The sequence below is a fragment of the Psychrobacter sp. Ps7 genome (assembly GCF_022129225.1).
Classification (GTDB): Bacteria; Pseudomonadota; Gammaproteobacteria; order Pseudomonadales; family Moraxellaceae; genus Psychrobacter; species Psychrobacter immobilis_A.
Window position 1 is genome coordinate 1 of sequence record NZ_JADQAH010000051.1, and the last position, 21,766, is coordinate 21,766.

The window sequence follows — 21,766 nt, forward strand, 5'->3', positions numbered from 1 at the left end:
ATTGTCGTATTCTCTCAGAATGTTGAGTCTCCGACAATCCCGGGGCGGTTCAATAGTGAACAAAGAGTCATGCTTGAGCCTATGTTGTATTTCATCACATGCTGAATTTGTATAAGTAATAACTGCTACTTTTTGACCTCTTATTAACATTTCATCTTTTTTAATCTTTTTAATTTGTTGCAATAAGTTGACCAGTGTTCGAGTTTTACCAGAACCTGCGCCAGCAAATAACAAGAAACTATTTTTAGACTCAATGTATTCATAAATCTGGTTGTCAACGCCAGTTAATTCAAAGTTCATTGAGTCCTCCAGTAGGTATATTAGCCAACTCATTAGCCAACCAATTTAATCCTTCATCAATATAATTAGGTACATTTAAATCTTCTATTTTTATTTCATACAATATATCTAAAGCCATAATTGCTTTTCTACCTTCAAGAGCTTCGAACATTGCTTCGCAGGCTTTATCAAGTGTATCCTCATGAGTAGCTTCACACATCTTATTGAGCATGCCAATGAAATCTTCTGTCTTAGATTTGAATAGGTTAAAGTTTGATAAAACTAGTGCGTCTTCAAAGGTGTAGGGAATGGCCTTTTGTAATGAGTTTTCTTCAAACTCAACATCAATTTCTATTTGATAGGCGATTCTTGATTTTCCAATAACTTTATCTTCTTTATCTAAATCTAAAACATTATCTAGATTTCGATCAGCCAATTCTAGCCAGTGTATTAACTCGTCACAGTTTGATGTATATCCCTGTCCTCTCAAAGGTCTTTTTTTCTTTTTACCTTCTTTAGAATCTAAGTCAGTAATTACTAAAGTTGGTAAACCTAAGGCATCAATCAGTGGTCTGAATTTATGAGCATATGCACCACCAACTTCTAAAATAGAAAGGTATTTTGACGTTAACTCAGGGTATTTCTCAATAATGAAATGGGGTATGAGCATCCTTTCCGCCGAGCCCTCAACCATTATTATTGCATCTGCAAAAAATAAGTCACAATGCATGACTCTAAGATAACGTGAAACGAATTTTTTAGTCTTTTTAGCGTCTTGGTCTCCCTCTGAAAATACTTTTGATAAACCAATAGTTTCTGAACAAGGATAGTTGTCATTAGTCTTTTTTCTTTTAAAGTATGTTAGGGTGTCAAAACCTGATTCGTGAGCAATATAGCTAGAATGGGTACTAATTATTAAATGCGTAGTAAAGCTGTCTGGTGCACCACTATTTAAAATTGTGTACGAATTCCTAATAAATATTTGCTGAGCCTGCGAATGTAAGTGTGCTTCTGGTTCTTCTATCAAAACTAAATGTATAGGTTCAACGATATTATTTTCATTTATTGGATCTTTAGCTTTGTTCTTTTTCAACCATTCGTCTCTAAACTTTAGTAATTGAAAGAATATAAAGATGAGATTTCTATACCCCAGTCCATTGTGTCTTTCTGGCAACTCATGACCTGTCTGCAAAGCGTTTTGGGTACTAAACAGTAGAGTAGTATTCTGTTTAAGAATTGATGATGTATCTATTTCGCTTTTTAGAGTAATGCTAGGATCGCCATGACTACTTGGATAGCCTAACTTGCTCAGCTCCGTCATCAAATCTGCAAAGTCTTCATTAAGTTGAGTACTGAATTTGCATTGAAGTTCTTCTACCTGTCTTAGAGCTGTTATGTCATCAGGAGTCGGAGAAGTTTTAGGATTTATATGCTTATCGTAGTAAGAGCCTAAATGTTGCGATAAACTTGTCGCGGTTGAGCTTTGATCATCAGAATCATCGAAGCCTCTTTGAGCCGGTACAATACTAACTTTAAATATTCCATTAAAAGGATATTTAGATAGTTTTTTGAAGTTTCCGGTTGCTGTATTTGAGTCCAAAAGATATGCTTGAATACCAAAAAAAGTATTTAAGTTATTACCAATTTTGAGGAATCCCCACAGATTCCTAGGAAAAAGTAAGTCGTCAGCATCAGTTAATAAGGAGTTGATAGAGTCAACGTATTCATTAAACTTCTGTTTCAATATATCAACGTCGTTAGGTTCAAAAATTAATCTTATTGAAATCTCTTCATTATTCCAGCTCAATGACGGTATTATATGTTTGATTTTGGGTAGATCACTATCTTGAATGTCGTCCAAAGATATCTCTAATGTTGGACAGAAATTTTGAATTTCATCTATAGACCAAGCAACAGAAAAATTATCTATAAGATTGATTTTATTTAAGGGAAAGTCAGTAACTTTAAACCTTTTTTCATTATTACCCAAAAAGGCCATTAGACAATACATGGCTGATGTTTTACCGCTGTTGTTGGCTCCAACGAACAGAGTAGTCTTATCAAAAATTGATATAGTACAGTCTTCCAATTTCCGAAAGTTTTTGATGTTTATTTTACTTATTTGCATTTTTTAAGCTTCCTTTCCATAGATAAGCATTTTGATGTTACTAATTCTAACTTCCTTATTATCTGCAAGGATCATACAAAAAAATCTTCTTATACAACTATAACTATATTTAAAAAAATGGCCTATTTCCATCCAACTATTCATCCTCTAAACGCTTTTTAGCCTCAGCTATCAACTCATGAATCTTGGCACTTTCCTTTAGCACACAAGCATCATAGGCGGAGAGTGGCTCAGACACATGCTCTTTTTCCTGATCTTGTTTGGCTTTTTCTTCCAAATACTTTTCAAGTTTATCGGCTTCAGAATTGCCCATAGTTTATCCTCGTATAATTTTTACCATAAAAAAACGGCACTGAAATCAGTACCGTTTTATCAGCCGTGATAATGTAAACCCTAACCACGACTCCTCAAATACTGATGCACCACGTGATCAATCCCAGCTTAAAATCACTTTACCGCATTGCCCACTTTCCATGATATCAAAACCTTCTTGAAAGTCATCAATGTGCATGCGATGGGTAACGATAGGCGACAGATCAATACCGCTGATCAGCATTTGCTCCATCTGATACCACGTCTCCCACATCTCACGCCCATAAATACCTTTTAGGGTTAACGCCTTAAAAATAATCTTGCTCCAATCCACCGTGGTGGTGTTAGGCAGAATGCCCAAGAGCGAGATTTTAGAGCCGTTATACATATTACTAATCATCGAATCAAAGGCCTGAGGCGAGCCTGACATCTCAAGCCCGATATCAAAGCCGTGCATTTTTAACTCAGCAATGGCACTTTCGATGGTTTCACCTTTGGCTGGGTTTATGGTCATCGTCGCGCCCATTTTTTTGGCAAGCGCTAGGCGATAATCACTAATATCACTGACCACAATATTACGCGCCCCTGCGAATCGGCAAATTGCTGTCGCCATCGAACCAATCAGTCCCGCACCCGTAATCAGTACATCTTCACCAAGGACAGGAAATGAAAGGGCAGTATGCGTGGCATTGCCAAAAGGGTCCATAATGGCTGCCATCTCATCGCTGATACGCTCATCGAGTTTGATGACATTATCGGCAGGTATCACCAAATATTCGGCAAACGCGCCATCGCGGTCGACGCCCACGCCGATGGTGTTTTCGCACACATGCAGCTTGCCACGACGGCAGTTACGGCAATGCCCGCAAGCGATATGCCCTTCGCCTGTGACTCGATCACCCACTTCAAAGTGCTTCACACCATCGCCTATTTCGCTAATGATACCGACGTATTCGTGTCCGATGATCATCGGTGTCTTGATGGTTCTTTCTGACCACTCATCCCACTTATAAATGTGCAAATCTGTCCCGCAAATGGCGGTTTTTTTAATTTTAATTTTAACGTCATTGATGCCAACCGTAGGTTCTGGCATGTCTTGCATCCAGATGCCTTTTTTGGCATGGGCTTTAACCAGTGCTTTCATACTTTTCTCTTATTTAACGGTGTTGTACTTAATGGTTGAATCTAGCGAGTGAATACTGAACAAATACCGAACGACGCTTAATCAATCACTTTCATTTGCTTGGCGACTTTAATAAAGGCGGTGATACACTTGTCCAGCTGCTCGCGAGTATGGGCAGCAGAGAGTTGGACACGAATGCGAGCCTCGTTTTTGGGCACGACAGGGTAGAAGAAGCCAATCACATAAATGCCTTCTTCAAGCAGTGCATCTGCCATTTGCTGCGAGACATTGGCGTCATAAAGCATGACCGCACAAATTGCCGATGCGGTGGGCTTGATATCGAAGCCCGCATCTTGCATTTTCTTCACAAAATAGGCGGTATTTTCATGCAATTGATCTTGTAGGGTATTGTCTTGTGACAGCATCTCAAACGCTTTTACCCCAGCCGCTGCCACCATAGGAGGGATAGAGTTTGAAAACAGATACGGGCGTGAGCGCTGACGCAACATCTCAACGATTTCTTTTTTGCCCGTGGTAAAGCCGCCAATAGCACCGCCAAATGCCTTGCCTAAGGTACCAGTGATCAGCTCAATATCACCACGTAGATTGAACAATTCAGTCACGCCACCACCAGTGTGACCGACCACGCCTGCTGAATGCGACTCATCAATCATCACCATGGCATCATATTTTTGTGCCAATGCATAAATCTCATCCATTGGTGCTACGTTACCATCCATCGAAAACACACCATCGGTCACAATTAAACGAAAACGCTGAGCTTGTGCCGCTTGTAATTGCGTCTCCAAATCCTGCATATCTGCATTGGCATAGCGATAACGCGCGGCTTTACACAGGCGCACACCGTCGATGATTGAGGCATGATTTAATGAATCAGAAATAATGGCGTCCTCAGCGGTCAGCAGTGGCTCAAAGGCACCGCCATTCGCATCGAAACAGGCCGCATAAAGAATCGTGTCTTCGGTATTAAAAAACTTAGAAATCGCCGCTTCTAATTGCTTATGCAAATCTTGCGTACCGCAAATAAAGCGCACCGATGACATGCCATAACCTGAGTTTTCGATGGCTTCGATAGCTGCCTTTTTAATCTCAGGGTGATCAGACAATCCAAGATAATTATTGGCACAGAAGTTAAGCACTTCACGGCCATCAGTGATCTTAATGAGCGCATCTTGTGGAGATGTAATCACGCGCTCGTTTTTATACAGTCCTGCCGCGCGTATATCACTGATTTCTTGTTGTAGGTGTTTCTGAAAGTCTTGATACATAAAGATTCCTTTTTTAATATTATTGGCGTTTTTATTGATAATGCAGATATTAGGACTGCTGATAGAACCAAACTGTAGTCATTTTAAAATAAAATTGATACGCCAATATTGCCGTGCTACTGGTATAAATTTTACTTGCTTGCTGTGTCTACGCTGACAGAGGCTGCATAAAATATATCCCATCACCACCGCATCGAGTGTAAAGTGAATGGACTATTTGCTCATTAATATGAACTACCCACAAATTGCTAAATACTGACGCACGACATTATCCATGCCTTGCTCCAACGATTCAATCGTAAATGCATGACCAATCGACACTTCAGCGATATCACTAAGTGCGAGCAGATCGGCCAAATTATCCAAATTCAAATCATGACCCGCATTGACGCGGATACCGTTTTGATTGGCTAGATTAATACAGTCGCTAAAGCGTTGCTTGACCTCATCGAACTGGTCGCCGCTCTTACCATTACTGTAGGCGCGCGCCCATTCTTCGGTATACATCTCGATCGTCTGTACATCGCTCTCGATGACCGCTTTGATTTGTTCGATATCAGGGTCGATGAACACCGCACAGCGCGTACCAAAAGCTTTCAGCTCTTTGCTTAATGTTGATAGAAACTCATGATGGGTAATGATATCAAAGCCGTGATCTGAGGTCAGCTGATCGTCACTGTCTGGCACGAGCGTACATTGATGTGGCTTTACTTCACGGATAATCTTTAAGAACTGCTCGTTTGGATTGCCTTCGATATTGAACTCAATCTCTGGATAGTCCTTTAAGAATGCACTGATATCATAGACATCTTGGTATCTGATATGACGCTCATCTGGTCTCGGGTGTACGGTAAAGCCTTTGACACCTAAGTCAATCAGCTTCTTCACAAAGGTCAACAGATTAGGGTAGTCAGTACCGCGCGAGTTACGGATTAAAGCCAATTTATTCAAATTTACGCTAAATAATGTGCTCATAAAATTCCTTGTACAGCTTGTTTATTATTGATGACATGATTAGGGCGTGTCCTCAATTCAATTGAGTATCCTCTAAATGGGCTAAATCTTGCCATACATCGTCAAATAGCTTGTTAATATCCTGATATTATCTACGCTATTCTCCTCGTTTGACGGCAATTTATCTCATTTTTATTACCATTTTTAAAATGAGGACATGCCCTAATAAAAATCGTTGGTATCAGCATACTTCTTATTCAATGCCTTTAAAATAGCATAAGTCTCTAAGTCTACCGTTCCTGTTGGGTTACGGGGTCTAAAGTGCAGTTGAAACGCATAGACGACATCGCGACTGGCTTTGTCCCACTCGTCGCTACTGTTAATCTGATAGCCATAGTCACGAAATTTCTGCTTCAGATCAGGTATTGTGGCCGCTGCAAATGCGTTTGTATCCATAAAAGACAATTTATCAGCGTCATCATACCAAGCGCCGATACCACATTGCTTATACAGCTGCTCCCAAGGAAACTTTGCACCGGGGTCTATCTTACGTGAGGGTGCCATATCAGAATGACCGATGATATTCTTTGGTGAGATGTCATATCTGGCGGTGATATCTTGCACTAGCTCTGCGACCTTTTTAATCTGTAACTCATTAAAGGCGACATAATGGTCATAAGGATGATACGCCAACTTGCCGTCTTTTAGAGCATCTTTATATTCAGGTGCAATCCCTGCATTGACGATTTCGATGCCGATAGAGGTATCGTTCAAGATGGTTCTACCTGCAAACCCGCCATCACCCGCATGCCACGCGCGTTCATTTTCTGGTACGAGATTATAAATTTTATCATCATCATTATCTAACACTAAATAGTGCGCGCTGACCTTGCCCGTGGTCAGTGTTTTGATGGATCGGTCATTGTCTGACACCGTATAGTGCAGGACAATGGTTTTGATGCGTTCGCTTTTGCCAGTGGCTTGGTGGGTTTTACTGTCCACGATGTAGCTCTTGGTGGTTGCGACTGGAGAGGTTGTGGTTACGCAGCCAATCAAGGGCAGTGTTAAGCCAAACGCTAAGAAGATGTTTTTTACCATGAAATGCTCTGTTTGGGAAATGCTAAGATATTAATTGAACATGCATTAATCTATGAATATATAGGTTTACTTAAAAAAATTCATGAACGTTAATTATAGCGATGCTTTGGTTTGGGTCTTCTTGTAGAGAAACATCTAAACCGTTTGCGACTTCGAGACCATATTTATTGTCACTATTGATTAATAGAAACTCTTCACCTGTAGCTGTTCTTTCTAATGAACCAAATTCAGAGATGTTGATTAGTCTGTTACCAAGACCGTATTTTCCATATATCTTGCCTTGGTATTGACTTGGCTTTCTTGTGATATACACCATGATAGAGTTCAATATCATTTGTTCATTGAAAGATAGTCTCATCAACAAATCCGTATCAATAGCATCGATGTTATTACTACTATAGATGTCGAAGCTGTCACTATTATCTCTGATGTGAAAAGTATTCTTATCTAATTTTTTTAAAAGCGCCTTTATATCTTGATGGCTATATTTTGAAATTTCTAAACCAGCAATACTTTTGCCTGGAATGATATCTGCATACCAGTCTATTTCATTGTTATCCATCTTCTTACTCACTTAAAATATCTTTCTAACCTTTAATTTTCTTCCTAAGCACTACTTTCCAACTCTTTTCCAAACACTCAATCGCGAGCCACGGCTCAATCACCTCTGCATCAAACTTCTCTTTAGAATTGGCCAGTTGCCACAGTTTCTCAAGTGTTGCAAACGGATAGGGACGCTCGATTAAATAAACTGGCAAATCGGCATTAATTAGACCATCTGTCACGACTTGGAAATACCAGCCAGAGATACCTTGTTTGCTGACCCATGCCGCGATATTGGGTACTTTGGTAAACTGTCCGATTTGGTCGTTGATTTTGTAGCAAGGGCGTCGTGGTTGGACGATACGCAGTTGTAAATTATCAACATCATCCGTACTAGTAGCCGTATCACCATACTCAAAAACGTCGCCAATACAAACTGTAGATTCGGTCATTTCAGGTAGACCATTCACGGCTTCAGTCGTGAGGTTTTCGCCCAGCGTACCAACGCGGACTTTTAGGCTGAACTCTGCATTGATTTTCTCATAAGTTGCAGGTGCCAGTTGATGCACGGCTTTTAGCGGGCCACCATGATGTTTGCGATCAGCTTGCTCATCAGTGGTCAATCCCATAAAATTGACCGCGACAGGTGTGTTAATTGGCGCTTTATCAATGGCACTCATTTCTTCACGAGTGAATGGCATGGCTTTGCCAGCGCGGACGCAGGTTAGATTGGCGATATGTAACGGCAGGGTTTGGTTAAAGTCGGCTACATTTTTTGGGGTAGAGGATGTTAGCGTTGCTATATTTATAGGTTCTAAGCTCATAGGTTTTCCTAATCTATAGGGATTTATTAGGGGAGAGGCTACTTTGATACTGGTATTAATAATGCGTATTATCTTAGCTTAATCATTCATCTAATGCTAAGCATTCAGCCGCTTAATATTTAGCAGTAGGTGAAAGGGTATTAGAACGGTAAATTTTAGACAAAAAAAGACCAGAATAGATATCTGGTCTTTTTGGTTTTCACAGCGTTATAAAAATAAATGAAATTATTTATTTTTATTGCGGCGACCAGCGGTTTTCTTTTCACGCGGTACAGCGACCAGCTCAGCCAATTGCTCAGGTGATGACCATAGACCTTCTAAGTCATAGAACTCACGGGCTTGTGGCGTCATCACATGCACGACGACAGCACCCAGATCAATCAATGTCCAGTCAGAGTCGATACCGCCTTCGCGACCAAGTGGCATAAAGCCCGCTTGCTTCGCTTCAGCGCCAACATTGTCAGCCATCGCGCGTACATGGCGCTTAGAAGTACCGTCAGCGATAACGATGCGTTCGGTTACGTCAGTCAAATCTTCTACATTCATTACGGTGATGTTCTTCGCTTTCATATCGTCTAGAGCGGTCTCAACAACGGCTAAGCATTCTTTTAAGCGTTCTTCAGTCATGGTGTTGGTCATAAATTTTGATCTCTTGAATCGTCAATATTAAAAATAAAAAGGTAAATCGTCAATTTGCATGCGTTGGCATTGTCGAATGGACTAGATGTCGCCAGTCAGCTGTAGAGACTGGATGGGCAAAATGACAAAGATAAGGCGATTTTAACGGAATTGAGCAGCAGAATATAGCTGATGGGCGATAATATATTGATAAACAGCAGGATTTAGCCATTTAGCTAATGGATTGGGTGCAGTATTGTCTATGATATCATTTATTGGTGCGATAGATGTCATTTGCCTTGCCGCTGCGGATATTATATTCGATCGATTGTCTGTCGGCTGCAACTGTTGGCGTATCTGTGTACTGGATATCGTGGCGATAGGACGCGAGTCTATATAAATGTGGCCTTGATGGGTGTTTTTCAAGAGACGGCTATCGGTCGATGCTTGAGAGGTGGGCTGTAATAAATCAATAGGCGCATCGATGCGTAAAGATTGCAGCTGCGCAGGTAATTGGATGTGCAAGTTCATCGTATCCTGCGCGACTAACGTTTTGTTGGCGCAATGAGTCGTGGTTGCCAACAGGCGATTATTTTTATGATTAATATCAGACAGGTCATCACGATTAAACACCCAAAGATTGACGTAATACGTAAGCTCTAAACCGTTTTTCCATTTGCTCAAACTCAGCGCGCTATCCATACCGATGATGAATATTAGACTGTCATGCGGATAACGCTGGCGCAACGTGCGTACACTATCGATGGTATAAACAGGTGGTGTTTGCCACAGCTCAAGCTCATTAATTTGTAGCGGTGTGTTGAGGGTCGCAAGCTTTAACATCGCCAGACGGTGTTTAGGAGCTGTACTTTTTTCTTTAAAGGGTGAGCGCGCATTGGGCAATAGTGACACGTGCAGCGCGCGCTGTTGCTGCTTGGCTATCGGTAGCAAACGCTGATAAACAGTCATCGCCATTTGCAGATGACCATCATGTACGGGATCAAATGAGCCGCCAAGATAAGCACGGATGGCTGGCGCAGGTGTATTTTTTTGAGAATTTTTGCTGGTATTTGGCATAAATAAATGCGTAAAAATAGATAAGAGGCACGTTGTCGTTGATGTATTTTACCCTTTTATCAGCGGACCTTTTTAGGATAAATGCTTCGATGGTAGCGCTATTGTAGAGGGCAAGTGGGCATCTGTCATTAAAAGTGCTGAAATACTAGGTAAAATGAGCGCTTAGCTATCCGTAATGAAAGCGTTTTAAAAAGTCAGTTATAAACATAGCCAATAAAAAACCGACCATCATTTTGATAGTCGGTTACCTATAGCGCAATTAGTCACACATTTTAATGCAATTAAATCGCGTCGCTATGAGCTTGAATAGCGGTAAGGGCGATGGTGTAGATAATATCATCGACCAAGGCTCCGCGAGACAAGTCGTTTACTGGCTTATTCAAACCTTGCAGCATTGGGCCAACACTCACTACATTGGCGCTACGTTGTACGGCTTTATAAGTGGTATTGCCCGTATTGAGGTCTGGGAAAATAAAGACATTGGCTTGCCCAGCGACAGGTGAGTCAGGCGCTTTTTGCTTGCCGACGCTCATGACAGAAGCGGCGTCATACTGTAGCGGCCCATCGACTTTTAGGTGTGGCGCACGCTCGCGGACGATTTGGGTCGCACGAGTGACTTTTTCGACATCTGCGCCAGTTCCTGATGAGCCTGTAGAATAGCTAATCATCGCAACTTTTGGATCAATACCGAAGGCAGCAGCAGACTGTGCTGATTGAATGGCAATCTCAGCCAGTTCTTCGGCATTTGGATCAGGATTAATGGCACAGTCACCGTAGACCACCACTTGCTCAGGCAGCAGCATAAAAAATACTGATGATACGAGCGAGTATTGCGGTGCGGTCTTAATCAACTGAAACGCTGGACGGACAGTATTGGCAGTGGTATGAATCGCGCCAGAAACGAGGCCGTCGACTTCGTCCATCTGTAGCATGGTCGTGCCTAGATATACGGTGTCTTTTAAGTATTCAGCCGCGACTTCTGCGCTGGTTTTGCCTTTACGGCGTTCGACCACTGCAGCGATATACTTATCCATATCAAGCGTATCGGGGTCAATTATTTCAAGACCTTCTGGTAAAACTAAGTCAAGATTTTTAGCCACTTGCTCGACATCGCTACGCTTAGCGAGTAGTACACAGTTGGCGATGCCGCGGCTTTGACAGATACAAGCGGCTTCAACCGTACGCGGCTCGGAACCCTCTGGTAGCACGATGCGTTTTTTGGCGTTTTGTGCTTTTTTAACCACTTGATGACGGAATGCAGATGGTGAGAGGCGCGGCTCATGATTTTGACTAAAATAGTCTTTAATCCAGCTAAGATTTAAATGAGCGGCGACATAACGAGCCACTTCTTCAGCACGTTCGGTATCATCACTTGGAATCTCTGCGCTCATGTGCATGAGGCTTTGTACGGTCTCATAGCTGTCACTTTCGACACTCATGACAGGGATACCTGTTTTGAGGGCAGATTGCCATAGCTCAGCGACGGTTGCACTCGGCTCGACGCCGCCGGTTAATACCAATCCTGCCAGCGGTATACCATTGATACAAGCCAAACCTGCTGCTAATAGTAAATCATCTCGATCGCCCGGTACGACGATAAGGGTGCCACGTTTAAACACCTCATCGACGCGTGCGACCGAGCGTGCGGTTAGGCTAATGCGGTTAATACGGCGTGACTTAGCTTCACCGACATTGAGCCATTTGGCATCAAGCTCAGTGGCGATATCCCACGTACGAGGCACGGACAGTGAATCACTGAATGGCACTACCCCGATTAAACGGAACGCATCAGTATTAAAATGTGGTGATAGGCGCTGGACTTCTTGCATAAAGCCTTCATCTAAACTCACAACTGCTTCGCCAGGGGCAACGATTTGATTTTCTACGGTACTTTGCGCATTTGGCAAGTCATGTACACGCATCAAAATCGCGCCGAGCGTGCGCTCATGGGCGATGCCGCCAAACTCACGAGCGTGAACGTCAAGTTTATCAGCCAGGTAGGCCGGTTTACTGGTATCAGCAGTGCTAACAAAGATGATTCTAGCATCTAACGCATGAGCAATCGCCCGGTTGATTTGCGAGGCATAAGAGGTCTCTGTGGTCGGTACTAAGCCTTCACAGATCACCACATCATAATCATCGCCCAGAGTATGATAATTGACGACCACCTCTTCCATCAAGTCATCAAGATTACCATCACCAATCATACGCTCGACACGCTGCCGACTGATAGATTTAGGTGGCGTCAGACCAAAAGCATGCATTGCTAACGCGCTTGAGCTGTCTAAACTGTTTTGCTTATCAAGTGTATCATCTTGCAAAAATGGCTTCATAAAGCCCGCTTTGATACCGTTGTAATCAAGAGCGCGGATCAATCCAAGCGCTGCTGACGTTACGCCGATACCACGGCTGATGGGAACTAGTAAAATGGTTTGCATAAAGTATCCTACGGTTTATTATATTTTTAAAGCTCACTTCATCCTTGCTGGAATGAGTAAAACGTCGCGCTTCTCATCATAGGCTATGTATAAGAAGCGCTGGGCAAAAAAATAACTTAACACGTCTAATGAATAAAAGCTTATAAGACGACTAGAAGCTTATGAGAAAATTACAAGTAACTTATAATATAAGCAACTTATAAAAAGTGTCGAGCTTAGAGTAAGCCCAATGCTTCACGTGTTTCTTGAGCAATACGGCACTCTTCATCAGTTGGCACAACCCATAGCTCGATACTGCTATTGTCTGCGTGGAAGCTGCCTTCGCTACCACCAAACAAGCTCGCATTTTTGTCAGCGTCTACTTTTATGCCGAAATGACGCATCACTTCTAGGATACTGGTTCGGGTGGTGACTGAGTTTTCGCCGATACCACCTGTAAAGACAATGCCTGTGAATTCTGGTAACGCGCAGCTTAAGCTGGCAAGATATTTACCGACGCGGTAACAGAACATCTCGATAGCGAGTTTGGCATCTGCATGACCTTCGTTCGCCGCTTGTTCGACGGTACGTAAATCATTAGACAATCCTGAGACACCCAATAGACCACTTTCATTATTGAGCATGGCATCAATCTCTTCCAAGCTCATACCGAGCTGGCGCTTTAGGTGTATGTGTAGACTTGGGTCAACATCACCACTACGCGTACCCATCATGAGCCCTTCAAGCGGGGTCAGACCCATACTGGTATCAAAACTTTTGCCGTCATAAACGGCAGTTGCCGAGCAGCCATTACCCAGATGCGCTGTAAGCCAGCCATGTGGGCCTTTAGACTCAGTAATTTCACTGGCACGCTCTGAGACATAGGCATGAGACGTACCATGAAAGCCATAACGGCGGATTTTGTGTTCTTCGTATAGGGCTTTTGGTAGTGGGTAGCGAAAAGCAACAGGAGGCATGGTTTGGTGAAAGGCCGTATCAAAGACGACGACTTGAGGAATATCAGGATAAATCGCCTGTACCGCTTCGATACCTAAAGCATGGGCAGGGTTATGTAGGGGTGCGAGTATTTTTAAGCGTTTTACTTCGTCCAGCACATGCTCATCGACACGGACTGCTGCAGAGTACTCACGGCCACCATGAACCACGCGATGACCAACGGCGATGAAATGATACTGTTCTAATAGCTCAAGGATTTTTTGTAGTGCTAACTGATGACGACCACCTGAGATAGAGATTTCCAGCTTATCTCCATTTAACGTCGTGTGTTTGATACGAGCAGTATCGAGTCCTAAGTTTTCGGCCAAACCAGTGATACGAATAGAATTGTCTTCGCTAATCAGCGCGTATTTGATAGAAGAGGAACCACAGTTGAGGACTAAGGTGGGATTGATTAGATTCGATGTTTCGGTATTTTTGTCATCAAAAGTGGTGGTTAGGCTGGCGCTCATACTCTGTCCTTAGATTGTATTTTGTAAAGGGTGACTCATCACAGACGAGTACCGGTTGAATAAACAAAAACCAGCCGCATCCATGCCGACATAGGTCAAGCAAGTACATTGCTGATTCTGGTCACTCTTGGGCTGGCACTATTGATCAGTGCTTGTTAAGTCGCATGCTAGCGCCTCAACACAGTCGCAAGGTCTACACATAATGTACCATAGTTTTAGGGCTATACCACGATAACTATAAGGGTTAAATCGATAGAATGTGGTATAGACAATACAACTGTACACCGAGTGTCGCTAGGGTTTGTCGGCTGCTACAGCCAAATATAATAGCTAATAATAAATTGTAAGAAAATTTGTCTAAGTAAATATAATAGGCTGTTTTACCATTATAGCGATACATTAAGACCGCTAGTATCAACGCTCGCTTAGTAAATGGCAGTCGCACGGTCTAGTAAAACTTAGAAAAACCAAACTCGTCCAAATTTATTGATTAGGGATATTCAGTATGCACACAGCATTATGTAATAATGCTATTATCCAAAGCAGTCATATTGTTATTTTTTAGCGATGGCGATAGCTTTTATTTAGCTGTCTATAGGGTTTGATCTATCGCCTTTATGACTCGTGTTTTTTATCATTTTCATGCCATTGCAAAGTCACAGGTTCTCTATTCTATGTTTACTATTAACCGCTTTTCGAAAACTGAGCACACTAATGTCGCTGATCTTGGTCGCCGTGTTATCTCCACTATTATTATTAGTGGGGTGATGATGATGGGTTTGACGGGTTGCGGTCAAAAAGGCAATCTATACCTCGCCGACGCTAGTAGCCAGACGGTTCAAGGAGCTACGGATAGCGCTGGCATACAGGGTAGTACCTATTCGACACAAGATGATGGTCATCAAGAAATGGATGATTTTAAGCTACCGGAACCTAGTGATGACCCTAATGATTATTGATTCTGATTAAAGAATCAATGCCGTCAACGAGATTTCGGTGTACACCCTAAGATTTTTTAACTTTGTAACCTGATGAAATTAGAGATGTTTATATGAGTCATTCTGAGCAACAAACTGGCGAATCTGTCACGATCCAAACTGAGCAAGGCTTGTATGTTAATCCTGAAGCCTTAACCGCCCATTTACCTGCGCTAGATTATCGCGATGGTGCATTGTATATGGAGCAGGTGAGCATTGCTGACGTGGTTAAACACTATGATACGCCATGCTATGTCTACTCAAAACAAGCCATTTTGGATGTTTATCAAGCTTATAGCGATAGCTTTGCCAGTTTAACGCACCAGATTTGTTATGCGGTAAAAGCCAATTCTAATCTTGCGGTACTTGGTATATTGGCGCAAGCAGGGGCAGGATTTGACATCGTCTCTCGTGGCGAGCTCATGCGCGTATTGGCGGCAGGTGGTGATGCTTCACGTGTGGTGTTCTCAGGCGTGGGCAAGACTTATAGCGATATCGAGTATGCCCTGACCCAAGGTATTGGTTGTTTTAACGTAGAGTCAATCAGCGAGCTGACTTTGATTAATGATGTGGCACAGAAATTGGATAAGCCTGCACCAATTTCACTACGGGTTAATCCGAATGTCGACGCCAAGACGCATCCGTATATCTCAACAGGGTTAAAAGACAATAAATTTGGTATCACCCACGAAGACGCAGTTGCCGTCTATGAGCAAGCGGCGCAATTATCTCATATCGATATCGTCGGTATTGACTGTCATATTGGCTCGCAGTTGACTGAAGTTGCGCCATTTGTCGCGGCTTTGGATAAAGTGATTGAGCTGATATATAACTTACATGATAAAGGTATTGAGCTGCGTCATATCGATTTGGGCGGTGGTTTGGGTGTGCGTTATATCGATGAGACACCAGTATCTATCGACGAGTTTGCTCAAGCGTTATTACCGAAACTTAGCGAGCTTGGCTTAACGGTATTCTTTGAGCCGGGTCGCAGTATTGTGGCAAATGCTGGGGTATTATTGACTAAGGTTGATGTGTTAAAGCCAACGGAACATAAGAACTTTGCCATTGTTGACGCAGCAATGAATGACTTGATCCGTCCGGCGTTATATCAAGCTGAAATGGCAGTCATTCCAAGTGTTTTGCCTGAGAATGGCATCGACACTGATGGCACGCAGCCATGGGATATCGTTGGCGCTATTTGCGAAACGGGTGATTTTTTAGCGAAAGACCGTTTATTGTCGCTTGCGGTAGGAGATGTTTTAGCAATCACAGGTGCTGGTGCGTATGGCTTTACCATGAGTAGCAATTATAATTCACGCCCGCGTGCTAGTGAAGTAATGGTAGCCGATGACAGCCATCAACTGATTCGCAAACGCGAAATTATTGAAGCGTTATATGCAGACGAAGTATTGTGGCAAGGTAAATAAATCGGTGACCAACAGATTTAGCCATTTTTAGCCCATTTAGGCGCTTTCGTTCAGATTGAGGACATGCTCTAGATAAAAAGCCCATTGTCTTTGATGATGGGCTTTTTTATGGCCTGCTCTAATGAGAGATATCAGTTTGGCTGTACAAGGTGGATTTAGCATCGTGTTAACTTAGTATTTGATAGCGGTGATAGTTATGATTGTATCTGACAGCGTGCTAAGATAAGCCATACATAAAAATAGGATAGGATAACAAGGATATGCTAATAGAATTTACGAAGATGCATGGTCTGGGCAATGATTTTATGGTCATCGATTTGGTGACTCAGCGCTTAGATTTGACCAAGGATTTGGTACAGTTACTGGGTGACCGTCATTTGGGTATTGGCTTTGATCAGCTGCTCGTCGTTGAGCCACCGATGCGTCCTGACGTTGATTTTAGTTATCGCATTTTTAATGCTGATGGGTCAGAAGTTGAGCAGTGCGGTAATGGTGCGCGCTGTTTTGCCCGTTTTGTGCAAGCGCGTAAACTTTCATTTAAACAGCGCCTACGCGTTGAGACGGCAAGCGGCATCATTTCATTGACCACTGATCGTTATGGCTGGGTCGAAGTCGATATGGGTAAGCCGAAATTTGAACCAAGCGAGATTCCTTTTACCCCCAGAGCCACAACCAAAATCCAAAACGCCTATCATCTCGATGTAAATGGCACTCCTGTACAGCTTTATGTTGCCAATATGGGTAACCCGCATGCGGTTATCAAAGTTGATAACGTGCTCGATGCCGACGTTGAAACCTTGGGCAAAGCCATCGAATCGCATCCCGCCTTTCCCGACCGCGTCAATGTCGGCTTTATGCAAGTGATGAACCAGCGTCACATTCGTCTGCGTGTCTATGAGCGCGGTGTCGGCGAGACACAAGCCTGTGGTACTGGCGCTTGTGCCGCAGTAGCGGTTGGTATCCGTGAGGGCTGGCTCGATGAAGGCGAAGACGTGCGTGCGCAGCTTTATGGTGGCAGTATGATCATCAAATGGCAGCCGGGTTATTCAGTGATGATGACCGGTCCGACCGCCTTTGTTTACGAAGGCGTATTTAGCCCAGATGGTCTGATGGCACAAGCGGGCATCAAGCCCAATCCAGAAGGCTAATGGATAATAGGGCTATGTCCAATAAAAACAATCATACGATGGAGCCTACCTCAGATTCTGAGGCAAAAGGATGGCTATCAGTCGAGCACGCCGCGGCTATAGAGTCGGATGCTGCATTACGTGATTTGTTAGCGCCCGTGCATCGTTGGCTTAATGTCTTGTCGGTGCGCAATCACTCGCCGCATACGTTGACCGCTTATTTTGCAGGACTGAACCAATTAGCGCTATTTTTACGTGGGAAACGCCTGACGTGGACGCGCTGTGATAAACGCCAATTAGCCCAGCATATTAGCCAACGCTTGGATGAAGACAAGCTGGCACTTGCTAGCGTCCAGCAAGAGCTGTCAGCCATTCGCCATTTTTATGGCTGGTTGATAGAAGAGAACTTGGCACGTATCAATCCAACGACTGGCTATCAGCTCAAACGTAGTCCTCGACCGCTGCCGTCTATCGCTGATGTTGATTTGCTCACTCAGCTGCTTGACCAAGAGATGCCTGACATACCCGAACAAGCGCGCCTATGGCTGCGTGATAAAGCGATGTTTGAATTGCTATACAGCAGCGGTCTGCGCGTAGGTGAGTTGGTCGCGTTGGATATGGGCGATGTGGATTTGTCAGACCTGCGCGTGCGCGTGACAGGTAAAGGCAATAAAACGCGTTTGGTGCCGTTAGGTATCAAGGCAGCAGAAGCGATTAGCCGTTATCTACCGCATCGTAATCTGTGGGTGGAGCAAATGGACAGCGCATTATTTATTAGTGAAAAACTAGGTACACGTTTATCAACACGGGCAGTGCAGCAGCGTCTCAAAGTTGCGGCTACGCGTGCCGGCATCGCACAAAATATGTATCCGCATCTATTGCGTCATTGTTTTGCCTCGCACATGCTGTCGGGCAGTGGCGATTTGCGCGCGGTGCAAGAAATGCTTGGGCATAGCGATATCAGTACCACGCAAATTTATACCCATGTCGATTTTGCTAAGCTCACGCAAGTCTATGATCGCGCTCATCCGCGCGCGACTCATACACGGACCGAAGAAAACAACACCTAATATTCGATATTCAATACTTACTATTCAGTACTCAGCATTGAAACTGACTTACGCCAAACGATGACAATCAAAAATGGGCATTTTTTGGCGGCCTTGCTGTTGAGTCTGTTTATCTAAGGTTGCCAATACCATAGCATAATCTTGGTTTTTTTCGTTACCCGTAGTTTTATCTAGTGCACTATCCTCATAGCTGTTAATAATCGTGCCATCAAAAGCTGTGATAGTGGTATGCCCCCACGTTTGACGGATATCACCGTTTTTATAAACATGGTCGCCGCCTTGTGCTGCGCCAATGACCATGCACTGACTGTCTAACGCCCGCGCGCGAAGTAACAGCGACCAATGTGCTTGCCCCGTTAAATAAGTAAATGCCGATGGCGCACTTAATAGGTCAGCGCCTGCTTGACGTAAGCGCTGTGGCAATGCAGGAAAGCGTAGATCAAAGCAAATCATCATACCCAGTTGATAGACAGCATGATCACTCTCTACTGTTGCAACTACAGTCTGTGTACCGGGCTCAAACGTCGCCGCTTCATTATAGCTGCCATGTTTATCTGCTACCGTTGCCGTGAATAGGTGAATTTTGTCATAGCGTGCCACTCGCGTACCATCAGGGGCAAATAGCTGACTGACTTGGCGCAGTCTGCCATCAGGCACGATGACGCCATCAGGGCGATAAGGGCAGGGCAGTGAGCCTGCCAGCACATAGACACCGTAAGTACTGGCATAGTCTGCTATCGTCGCTGATAGCGAATCAAAGCGTTCTGCGGTGGCAAATTGCTCGCCCATGCTACAGCAGTTTTCTGGTAAGACAACAAGGTGAGCACCTTGATGACTGGCATCGCTGATGGCAGCTTTTATAGCCGCTACGTTTTTTTCGATGTCTTGCTGGCTATTCATTTGAATCGCAGCAGTGACAAGGTTCAGTTTATTTGCTTGGTCATTCATCGTATTATTCTCGGTTAATGTTAAGAGTGGTTCAATTGGCTCGAAGGTTTTGTGTCATGTACCTTGTGTTTTTTATACAGCCTTATTATTATCAACAAGATTTGGTTGTTTATTGTTTAGCGGTTCATGCTAAAACGGTCAAATTTATAGGATTTTATAAGTAGAGAGTAATAAGCGTATTGGGCCGTCTATAAATTATCATAGCAAAATTGCCACGAAAAATGCTATCGTCATGTCCTGATAACGTTAAATCGCTACTTTAAGTGGCAACATATATAGACTATCACCAGTATCGGAGTGTAATAAGCCACCCATGAGTATGTCTTTCGGATTGGCGACCACGCTGAGCACCTCACAAAAACTGACCCCGCAAATGCAGCAAGCCATTAAATTGCTGCAACTCTCTAGTCTTGAGCTTGCGCAAGAAGTTCAGGCCAAGCTGGATAGTAATCCATTGCTTGAACGTATTGAGGATGATGAAGATGAATACGATTATGGCAGCGGCGATAGAGTAGATGAGTCATTGACACTTGATAGCTGGAACCAGAGTACTGATACTGATTCATTTAGCGTAACCTCTGAGGGTAATACCCATACCTCTGAACCAGATGAAGAATTTAGTGACAGCTTGGACAAATTACAGCAAGCCAGTATAGATGATGGTGCCATAGACAATCATACGATGGATAGTGACGACTATAGTAGCTTTGAAAGTAGTGTTGATAGCAGTAATTATGCATCTACGGCAAGCAGTTCGGGGAGCAAAAGTGACGAGGATTTGGATATTTATCAAGGCGGCACTTCTGCCACCATACAAGACCATGTGCGCTGGCAGCTGAACTTTAAGCATCTCTCAGAAGCGGACATGTTGATTGCAACCTATCTGATGGATTCTATGGATGACATGGGTTTTGTGCGGCTTGATATCGATGAGCTGTTGCAAAGCTTCGATACGATGGCAAGTTTTTATCAATGGGATGAATCTGTTGAGTACGATGAAGTCATGGCTGTTTTACGTGTTATTCAGTCTTGCGATCCGCTGGGTGTCGGGGCGCGAAATCTCAGTGAGTGCCTAGCGATTCAGTTGTCCAAGCTCGATGCAAATACTGACCATCTAAAAGAAGCGCAAGCATTGTTGTCAGCCAGTGAGCATTTGGTGAGCAATAACATCAAAGCATTGACTGAGCGGACTGGACTCGCGCCTACACAGATTACCCCCGCGCTTAACTTGCTGCGCACCTTGAATCCGTCACCTGGCTTGCTGTTTCAGAGCAGCCAACCAGACTATACTCAGTCGTCAGCCAGCTATGATATTCCTGATGTTTTGGTCACGCCTATACGTCACCATCAGAGTCAGACGAGTTCAGATACATCGACGCAGGAGGACGGCTGGTATGTGCGCCTCAATCCTGACACCATGCCAAAGCTAAGAGTCAATCAAGAATATGCCAATTTGGTGAAGCGCGGTGATGACAGCCCCGACAATCAATATCTGCGTGAAAACCTCACCGATGCCCGCTTGTTTATTCGTAGTATCGAAGAGCGTAATCAAAACTTATTAAAAGTGGCAACCAGTATCGTCCGTTATCAGCAAGAGTTCTTGCAGCATGGCGCAACTGCCATGCAACCCCTTATTCTAAAAGCCATTGCGGAAGAAGTGGATTTGCACGAATCGACCGTTTCACGTCTAACCACCAGTAAAACAATTTTGACGCCGCAGGGATTATTTTCACTCAAACATTTCTTTTCATCTCATGTCAGCAGTACCGACGGTGATATTTCATCGACTGCCATTAGCGCCATGATTAAGCAACTGATAGCCGATGAAGATGCCAAAAAGCCATTATCTGACAGTCGCATAAAAGATTGTTTATTATCGGAAGGTATCGATATCGCCAGAAGAACCGTGGCCAAATATCGTGAAGCAATGAATATTGGCTCGTCTACTCAGCGTAAACAGAAATATTAAATGTCACAATTCAATGAGTTAAAAGAAAAATCGTGCTATCGCTAATATATTTCTTAATAAATAGACCTCTTGCAAAAGTCATAAACCAAGCTCGAAATTAACAACACCGGCGAA

Annotated in this window: 19 protein-coding genes; 5 read left to right on the forward strand and 14 right to left on the reverse strand. The window is 43.5% G+C overall.

The window, feature by feature from the left end:
- The 13 genes from I3257_RS13010 to I3257_RS13070 form a co-directional block, all read right to left on the reverse strand.
- Positions 1-300 (reverse strand): UvrD-helicase domain-containing protein (locus I3257_RS13010; protein WP_238050017.1); only part of this gene is annotated, 300 nt, incomplete at its 3' end.
- Entirely contained in the window at positions 290-2,407 is a 2,118-nt protein-coding gene (locus I3257_RS13015) for an AAA family ATPase (protein ID WP_238050018.1), read from the reverse strand. The genes I3257_RS13015 and I3257_RS13010, both read right to left, overlap by 11 nt.
- Positions 2,408-2,543: 136 nt before the next feature.
- Positions 2,544-2,720 (reverse strand): hypothetical protein, encoded by a 177-nt coding sequence (locus tag I3257_RS13020; RefSeq protein ID WP_238050019.1) that lies wholly within the window; start codon positions 2,718-2,720, stop codon positions 2,544-2,546.
- 117 nt (positions 2,721-2,837) lie between these two features.
- Positions 2,838-3,863 carry an L-threonine 3-dehydrogenase gene (gene tdh, locus I3257_RS13025; RefSeq protein ID WP_238050020.1) on the reverse strand — a complete coding sequence of 342 codons (1,026 nt, stop codon included), beginning with the start codon at positions 3,861-3,863 and terminating at the stop codon, positions 2,838-2,840.
- 77 nt (positions 3,864-3,940) lie between these two features.
- Complete coding sequence (gene kbl / locus I3257_RS13030; RefSeq protein ID WP_238050021.1) at positions 3,941-5,131, reverse strand: glycine C-acetyltransferase; 1,191 nt, start codon at positions 5,129-5,131, stop codon at positions 3,941-3,943.
- 234 nt (positions 5,132-5,365) lie between these two features.
- On the reverse strand, positions 5,366-6,106 hold the full coding sequence (locus tag I3257_RS13035; RefSeq protein WP_238050022.1) for a pyridoxine 5'-phosphate synthase: 741 nt from the start codon (positions 6,104-6,106) through the stop codon (positions 5,366-5,368).
- Positions 6,107-6,307: 201 nt separating this feature from the next.
- The gene (locus I3257_RS13040) at positions 6,308-7,183 is read right to left on the reverse strand and encodes an N-acetylmuramoyl-L-alanine amidase (protein ID WP_238050023.1); all 876 of its coding nucleotides are present in this window, start codon (positions 7,181-7,183) and stop codon (positions 6,308-6,310) included.
- Positions 7,184-7,253: 70 nt separating this feature from the next.
- The gene (locus tag I3257_RS13045; RefSeq protein WP_238050024.1) at positions 7,254-7,745 is read right to left on the reverse strand and encodes a hypothetical protein; all 492 of its coding nucleotides are present in this window, start codon (positions 7,743-7,745) and stop codon (positions 7,254-7,256) included.
- 25 nt (positions 7,746-7,770) lie between these two features.
- Entirely contained in the window at positions 7,771-8,550 is a 780-nt protein-coding gene (locus tag I3257_RS13050) for an MOSC domain-containing protein (protein ID WP_238050025.1), read from the reverse strand.
- Between the two features lie 225 nt (positions 8,551-8,775).
- Positions 8,776-9,189, reverse strand: a complete 414-nt coding sequence (gene rsfS / locus I3257_RS13055) for a ribosome silencing factor (RefSeq protein ID WP_045443355.1) — start codon at positions 9,187-9,189, stop codon at positions 8,776-8,778.
- Between the two features lie 141 nt (positions 9,190-9,330).
- Positions 9,331-10,245 (reverse strand): nicotinate-nicotinamide nucleotide adenylyltransferase, encoded by a 915-nt coding sequence (locus I3257_RS13060; RefSeq protein WP_238050026.1) that lies wholly within the window; start codon positions 10,243-10,245, stop codon positions 9,331-9,333.
- Positions 10,246-10,526: 281 nt separating this feature from the next.
- Positions 10,527-12,683, reverse strand: a complete 2,157-nt coding sequence (pta, locus tag I3257_RS13065) for a phosphate acetyltransferase (RefSeq protein ID WP_238050027.1) — start codon at positions 12,681-12,683, stop codon at positions 10,527-10,529.
- Between the two features lie 215 nt (positions 12,684-12,898).
- Complete coding sequence (locus tag I3257_RS13070; RefSeq protein WP_109591163.1) at positions 12,899-14,131, reverse strand: acetate kinase; 1,233 nt, start codon at positions 14,129-14,131, stop codon at positions 12,899-12,901.
- A 674-nt stretch (positions 14,132-14,805) separates the two neighbouring features.
- Between I3257_RS13070 and I3257_RS13075 the strand changes: the two genes are divergently transcribed.
- The 4 genes from I3257_RS13075 to I3257_RS13090 all read left to right on the forward strand — a co-directional run bounded on the left by I3257_RS13075 (position 14,806) and on the right by I3257_RS13090 (position 18,735).
- Positions 14,806-15,090, forward strand: coding sequence for a lipoprotein (locus tag I3257_RS13075; protein WP_238050028.1), 285 nt, complete (start codon positions 14,806-14,808; stop codon positions 15,088-15,090).
- 92 nt (positions 15,091-15,182) lie between these two features.
- The gene (gene lysA, locus I3257_RS13080) at positions 15,183-16,538 is read left to right on the forward strand and encodes a diaminopimelate decarboxylase (RefSeq protein WP_238050029.1); all 1,356 of its coding nucleotides are present in this window, start codon (positions 15,183-15,185) and stop codon (positions 16,536-16,538) included.
- A gap of 260 nt (positions 16,539-16,798) precedes the next feature.
- Positions 16,799-17,686 (forward strand): diaminopimelate epimerase, encoded by an 888-nt coding sequence (gene dapF / locus I3257_RS13085; RefSeq protein WP_045443366.1) that lies wholly within the window; start codon positions 16,799-16,801, stop codon positions 17,684-17,686.
- A 38-nt stretch (positions 17,687-17,724) separates the two neighbouring features.
- Positions 17,725-18,735, forward strand: a complete 1,011-nt coding sequence (locus tag I3257_RS13090) for a tyrosine recombinase XerC (RefSeq protein WP_238050032.1) — start codon at positions 17,725-17,727, stop codon at positions 18,733-18,735.
- A 48-nt stretch (positions 18,736-18,783) separates the two neighbouring features.
- Here I3257_RS13090 and I3257_RS13095 read toward each other — a convergent pair whose 3' ends face one another.
- Positions 18,784-19,683 carry a nitrilase-related carbon-nitrogen hydrolase gene (locus tag I3257_RS13095; RefSeq protein WP_238050030.1) on the reverse strand — a complete coding sequence of 300 codons (900 nt, stop codon included), beginning with the start codon at positions 19,681-19,683 and terminating at the stop codon, positions 18,784-18,786.
- A 313-nt stretch (positions 19,684-19,996) separates the two neighbouring features.
- On the opposite strand from I3257_RS13095, the gene rpoN reads away from it, so the two are divergent.
- Entirely contained in the window at positions 19,997-21,652 is a 1,656-nt protein-coding gene (gene rpoN, locus I3257_RS13100) for an RNA polymerase factor sigma-54 (protein ID WP_238050031.1), read from the forward strand.
- Positions 21,653-21,766: the final 114 nt, after the last annotated feature.

Excerpts from the sequence above, each read along its gene's own strand:
- I3257_RS13090 (WP_238050032.1), top strand. The coding sequence starts at position 17,725 with ATGGAGCCTACCTCAGATTCTGAGGCAAAAGGATGGCTATCAGTCGAG.
- I3257_RS13045 (WP_238050024.1), bottom strand. The coding sequence starts at position 7,745 with ATGGATAACAATGAAATAGACTGGTATGCAGATATCATTCCAGGCAAA.
- I3257_RS13035 (WP_238050022.1), bottom strand. The coding sequence starts at position 6,106 with ATGAGCACATTATTTAGCGTAAATTTGAATAAATTGGCTTTAATCCGT.
- lysA (WP_238050029.1), top strand. The coding sequence starts at position 15,183 with ATGAGTCATTCTGAGCAACAAACTGGCGAATCTGTCACGATCCAAACT.
- I3257_RS13095 (WP_238050030.1), bottom strand. The coding sequence starts at position 19,683 with ATGAATGACCAAGCAAATAAACTGAACCTTGTCACTGCTGCGATTCAA.
- I3257_RS13075 (WP_238050028.1), top strand. The coding sequence starts at position 14,806 with ATGTTTACTATTAACCGCTTTTCGAAAACTGAGCACACTAATGTCGCT.
- I3257_RS13060 (WP_238050026.1), bottom strand. The coding sequence starts at position 10,245 with ATGCCAAATACCAGCAAAAATTCTCAAAAAAATACACCTGCGCCAGCC.
- I3257_RS13070 (WP_109591163.1), bottom strand. The coding sequence starts at position 14,131 with ATGAGCGCCAGCCTAACCACCACTTTTGATGACAAAAATACCGAAACA.
- I3257_RS13015 (WP_238050018.1), bottom strand. The coding sequence starts at position 2,407 with ATGCAAATAAGTAAAATAAACATCAAAAACTTTCGGAAATTGGAAGAC.
- pta (WP_238050027.1), bottom strand. The coding sequence starts at position 12,683 with ATGCAAACCATTTTACTAGTTCCCATCAGCCGTGGTATCGGCGTAACG.
- kbl (WP_238050021.1), bottom strand. The coding sequence starts at position 5,131 with ATGTATCAAGACTTTCAGAAACACCTACAACAAGAAATCAGTGATATA.
- dapF (WP_045443366.1), top strand. The coding sequence starts at position 16,799 with ATGCTAATAGAATTTACGAAGATGCATGGTCTGGGCAATGATTTTATG.
- I3257_RS13020 (WP_238050019.1), bottom strand. The coding sequence starts at position 2,720 with ATGGGCAATTCTGAAGCCGATAAACTTGAAAAGTATTTGGAAGAAAAA.
- I3257_RS13050 (WP_238050025.1), bottom strand. The coding sequence starts at position 8,550 with ATGAGCTTAGAACCTATAAATATAGCAACGCTAACATCCTCTACCCCA.
- tdh (WP_238050020.1), bottom strand. The coding sequence starts at position 3,863 with ATGAAAGCACTGGTTAAAGCCCATGCCAAAAAAGGCATCTGGATGCAA.
- I3257_RS13040 (WP_238050023.1), bottom strand. The coding sequence starts at position 7,183 with ATGGTAAAAAACATCTTCTTAGCGTTTGGCTTAACACTGCCCTTGATT.
- rsfS (WP_045443355.1), bottom strand. The coding sequence starts at position 9,189 with ATGACCAACACCATGACTGAAGAACGCTTAAAAGAATGCTTAGCCGTT.
- rpoN (WP_238050031.1), top strand. The coding sequence starts at position 19,997 with ATGAGTATGTCTTTCGGATTGGCGACCACGCTGAGCACCTCACAAAAA.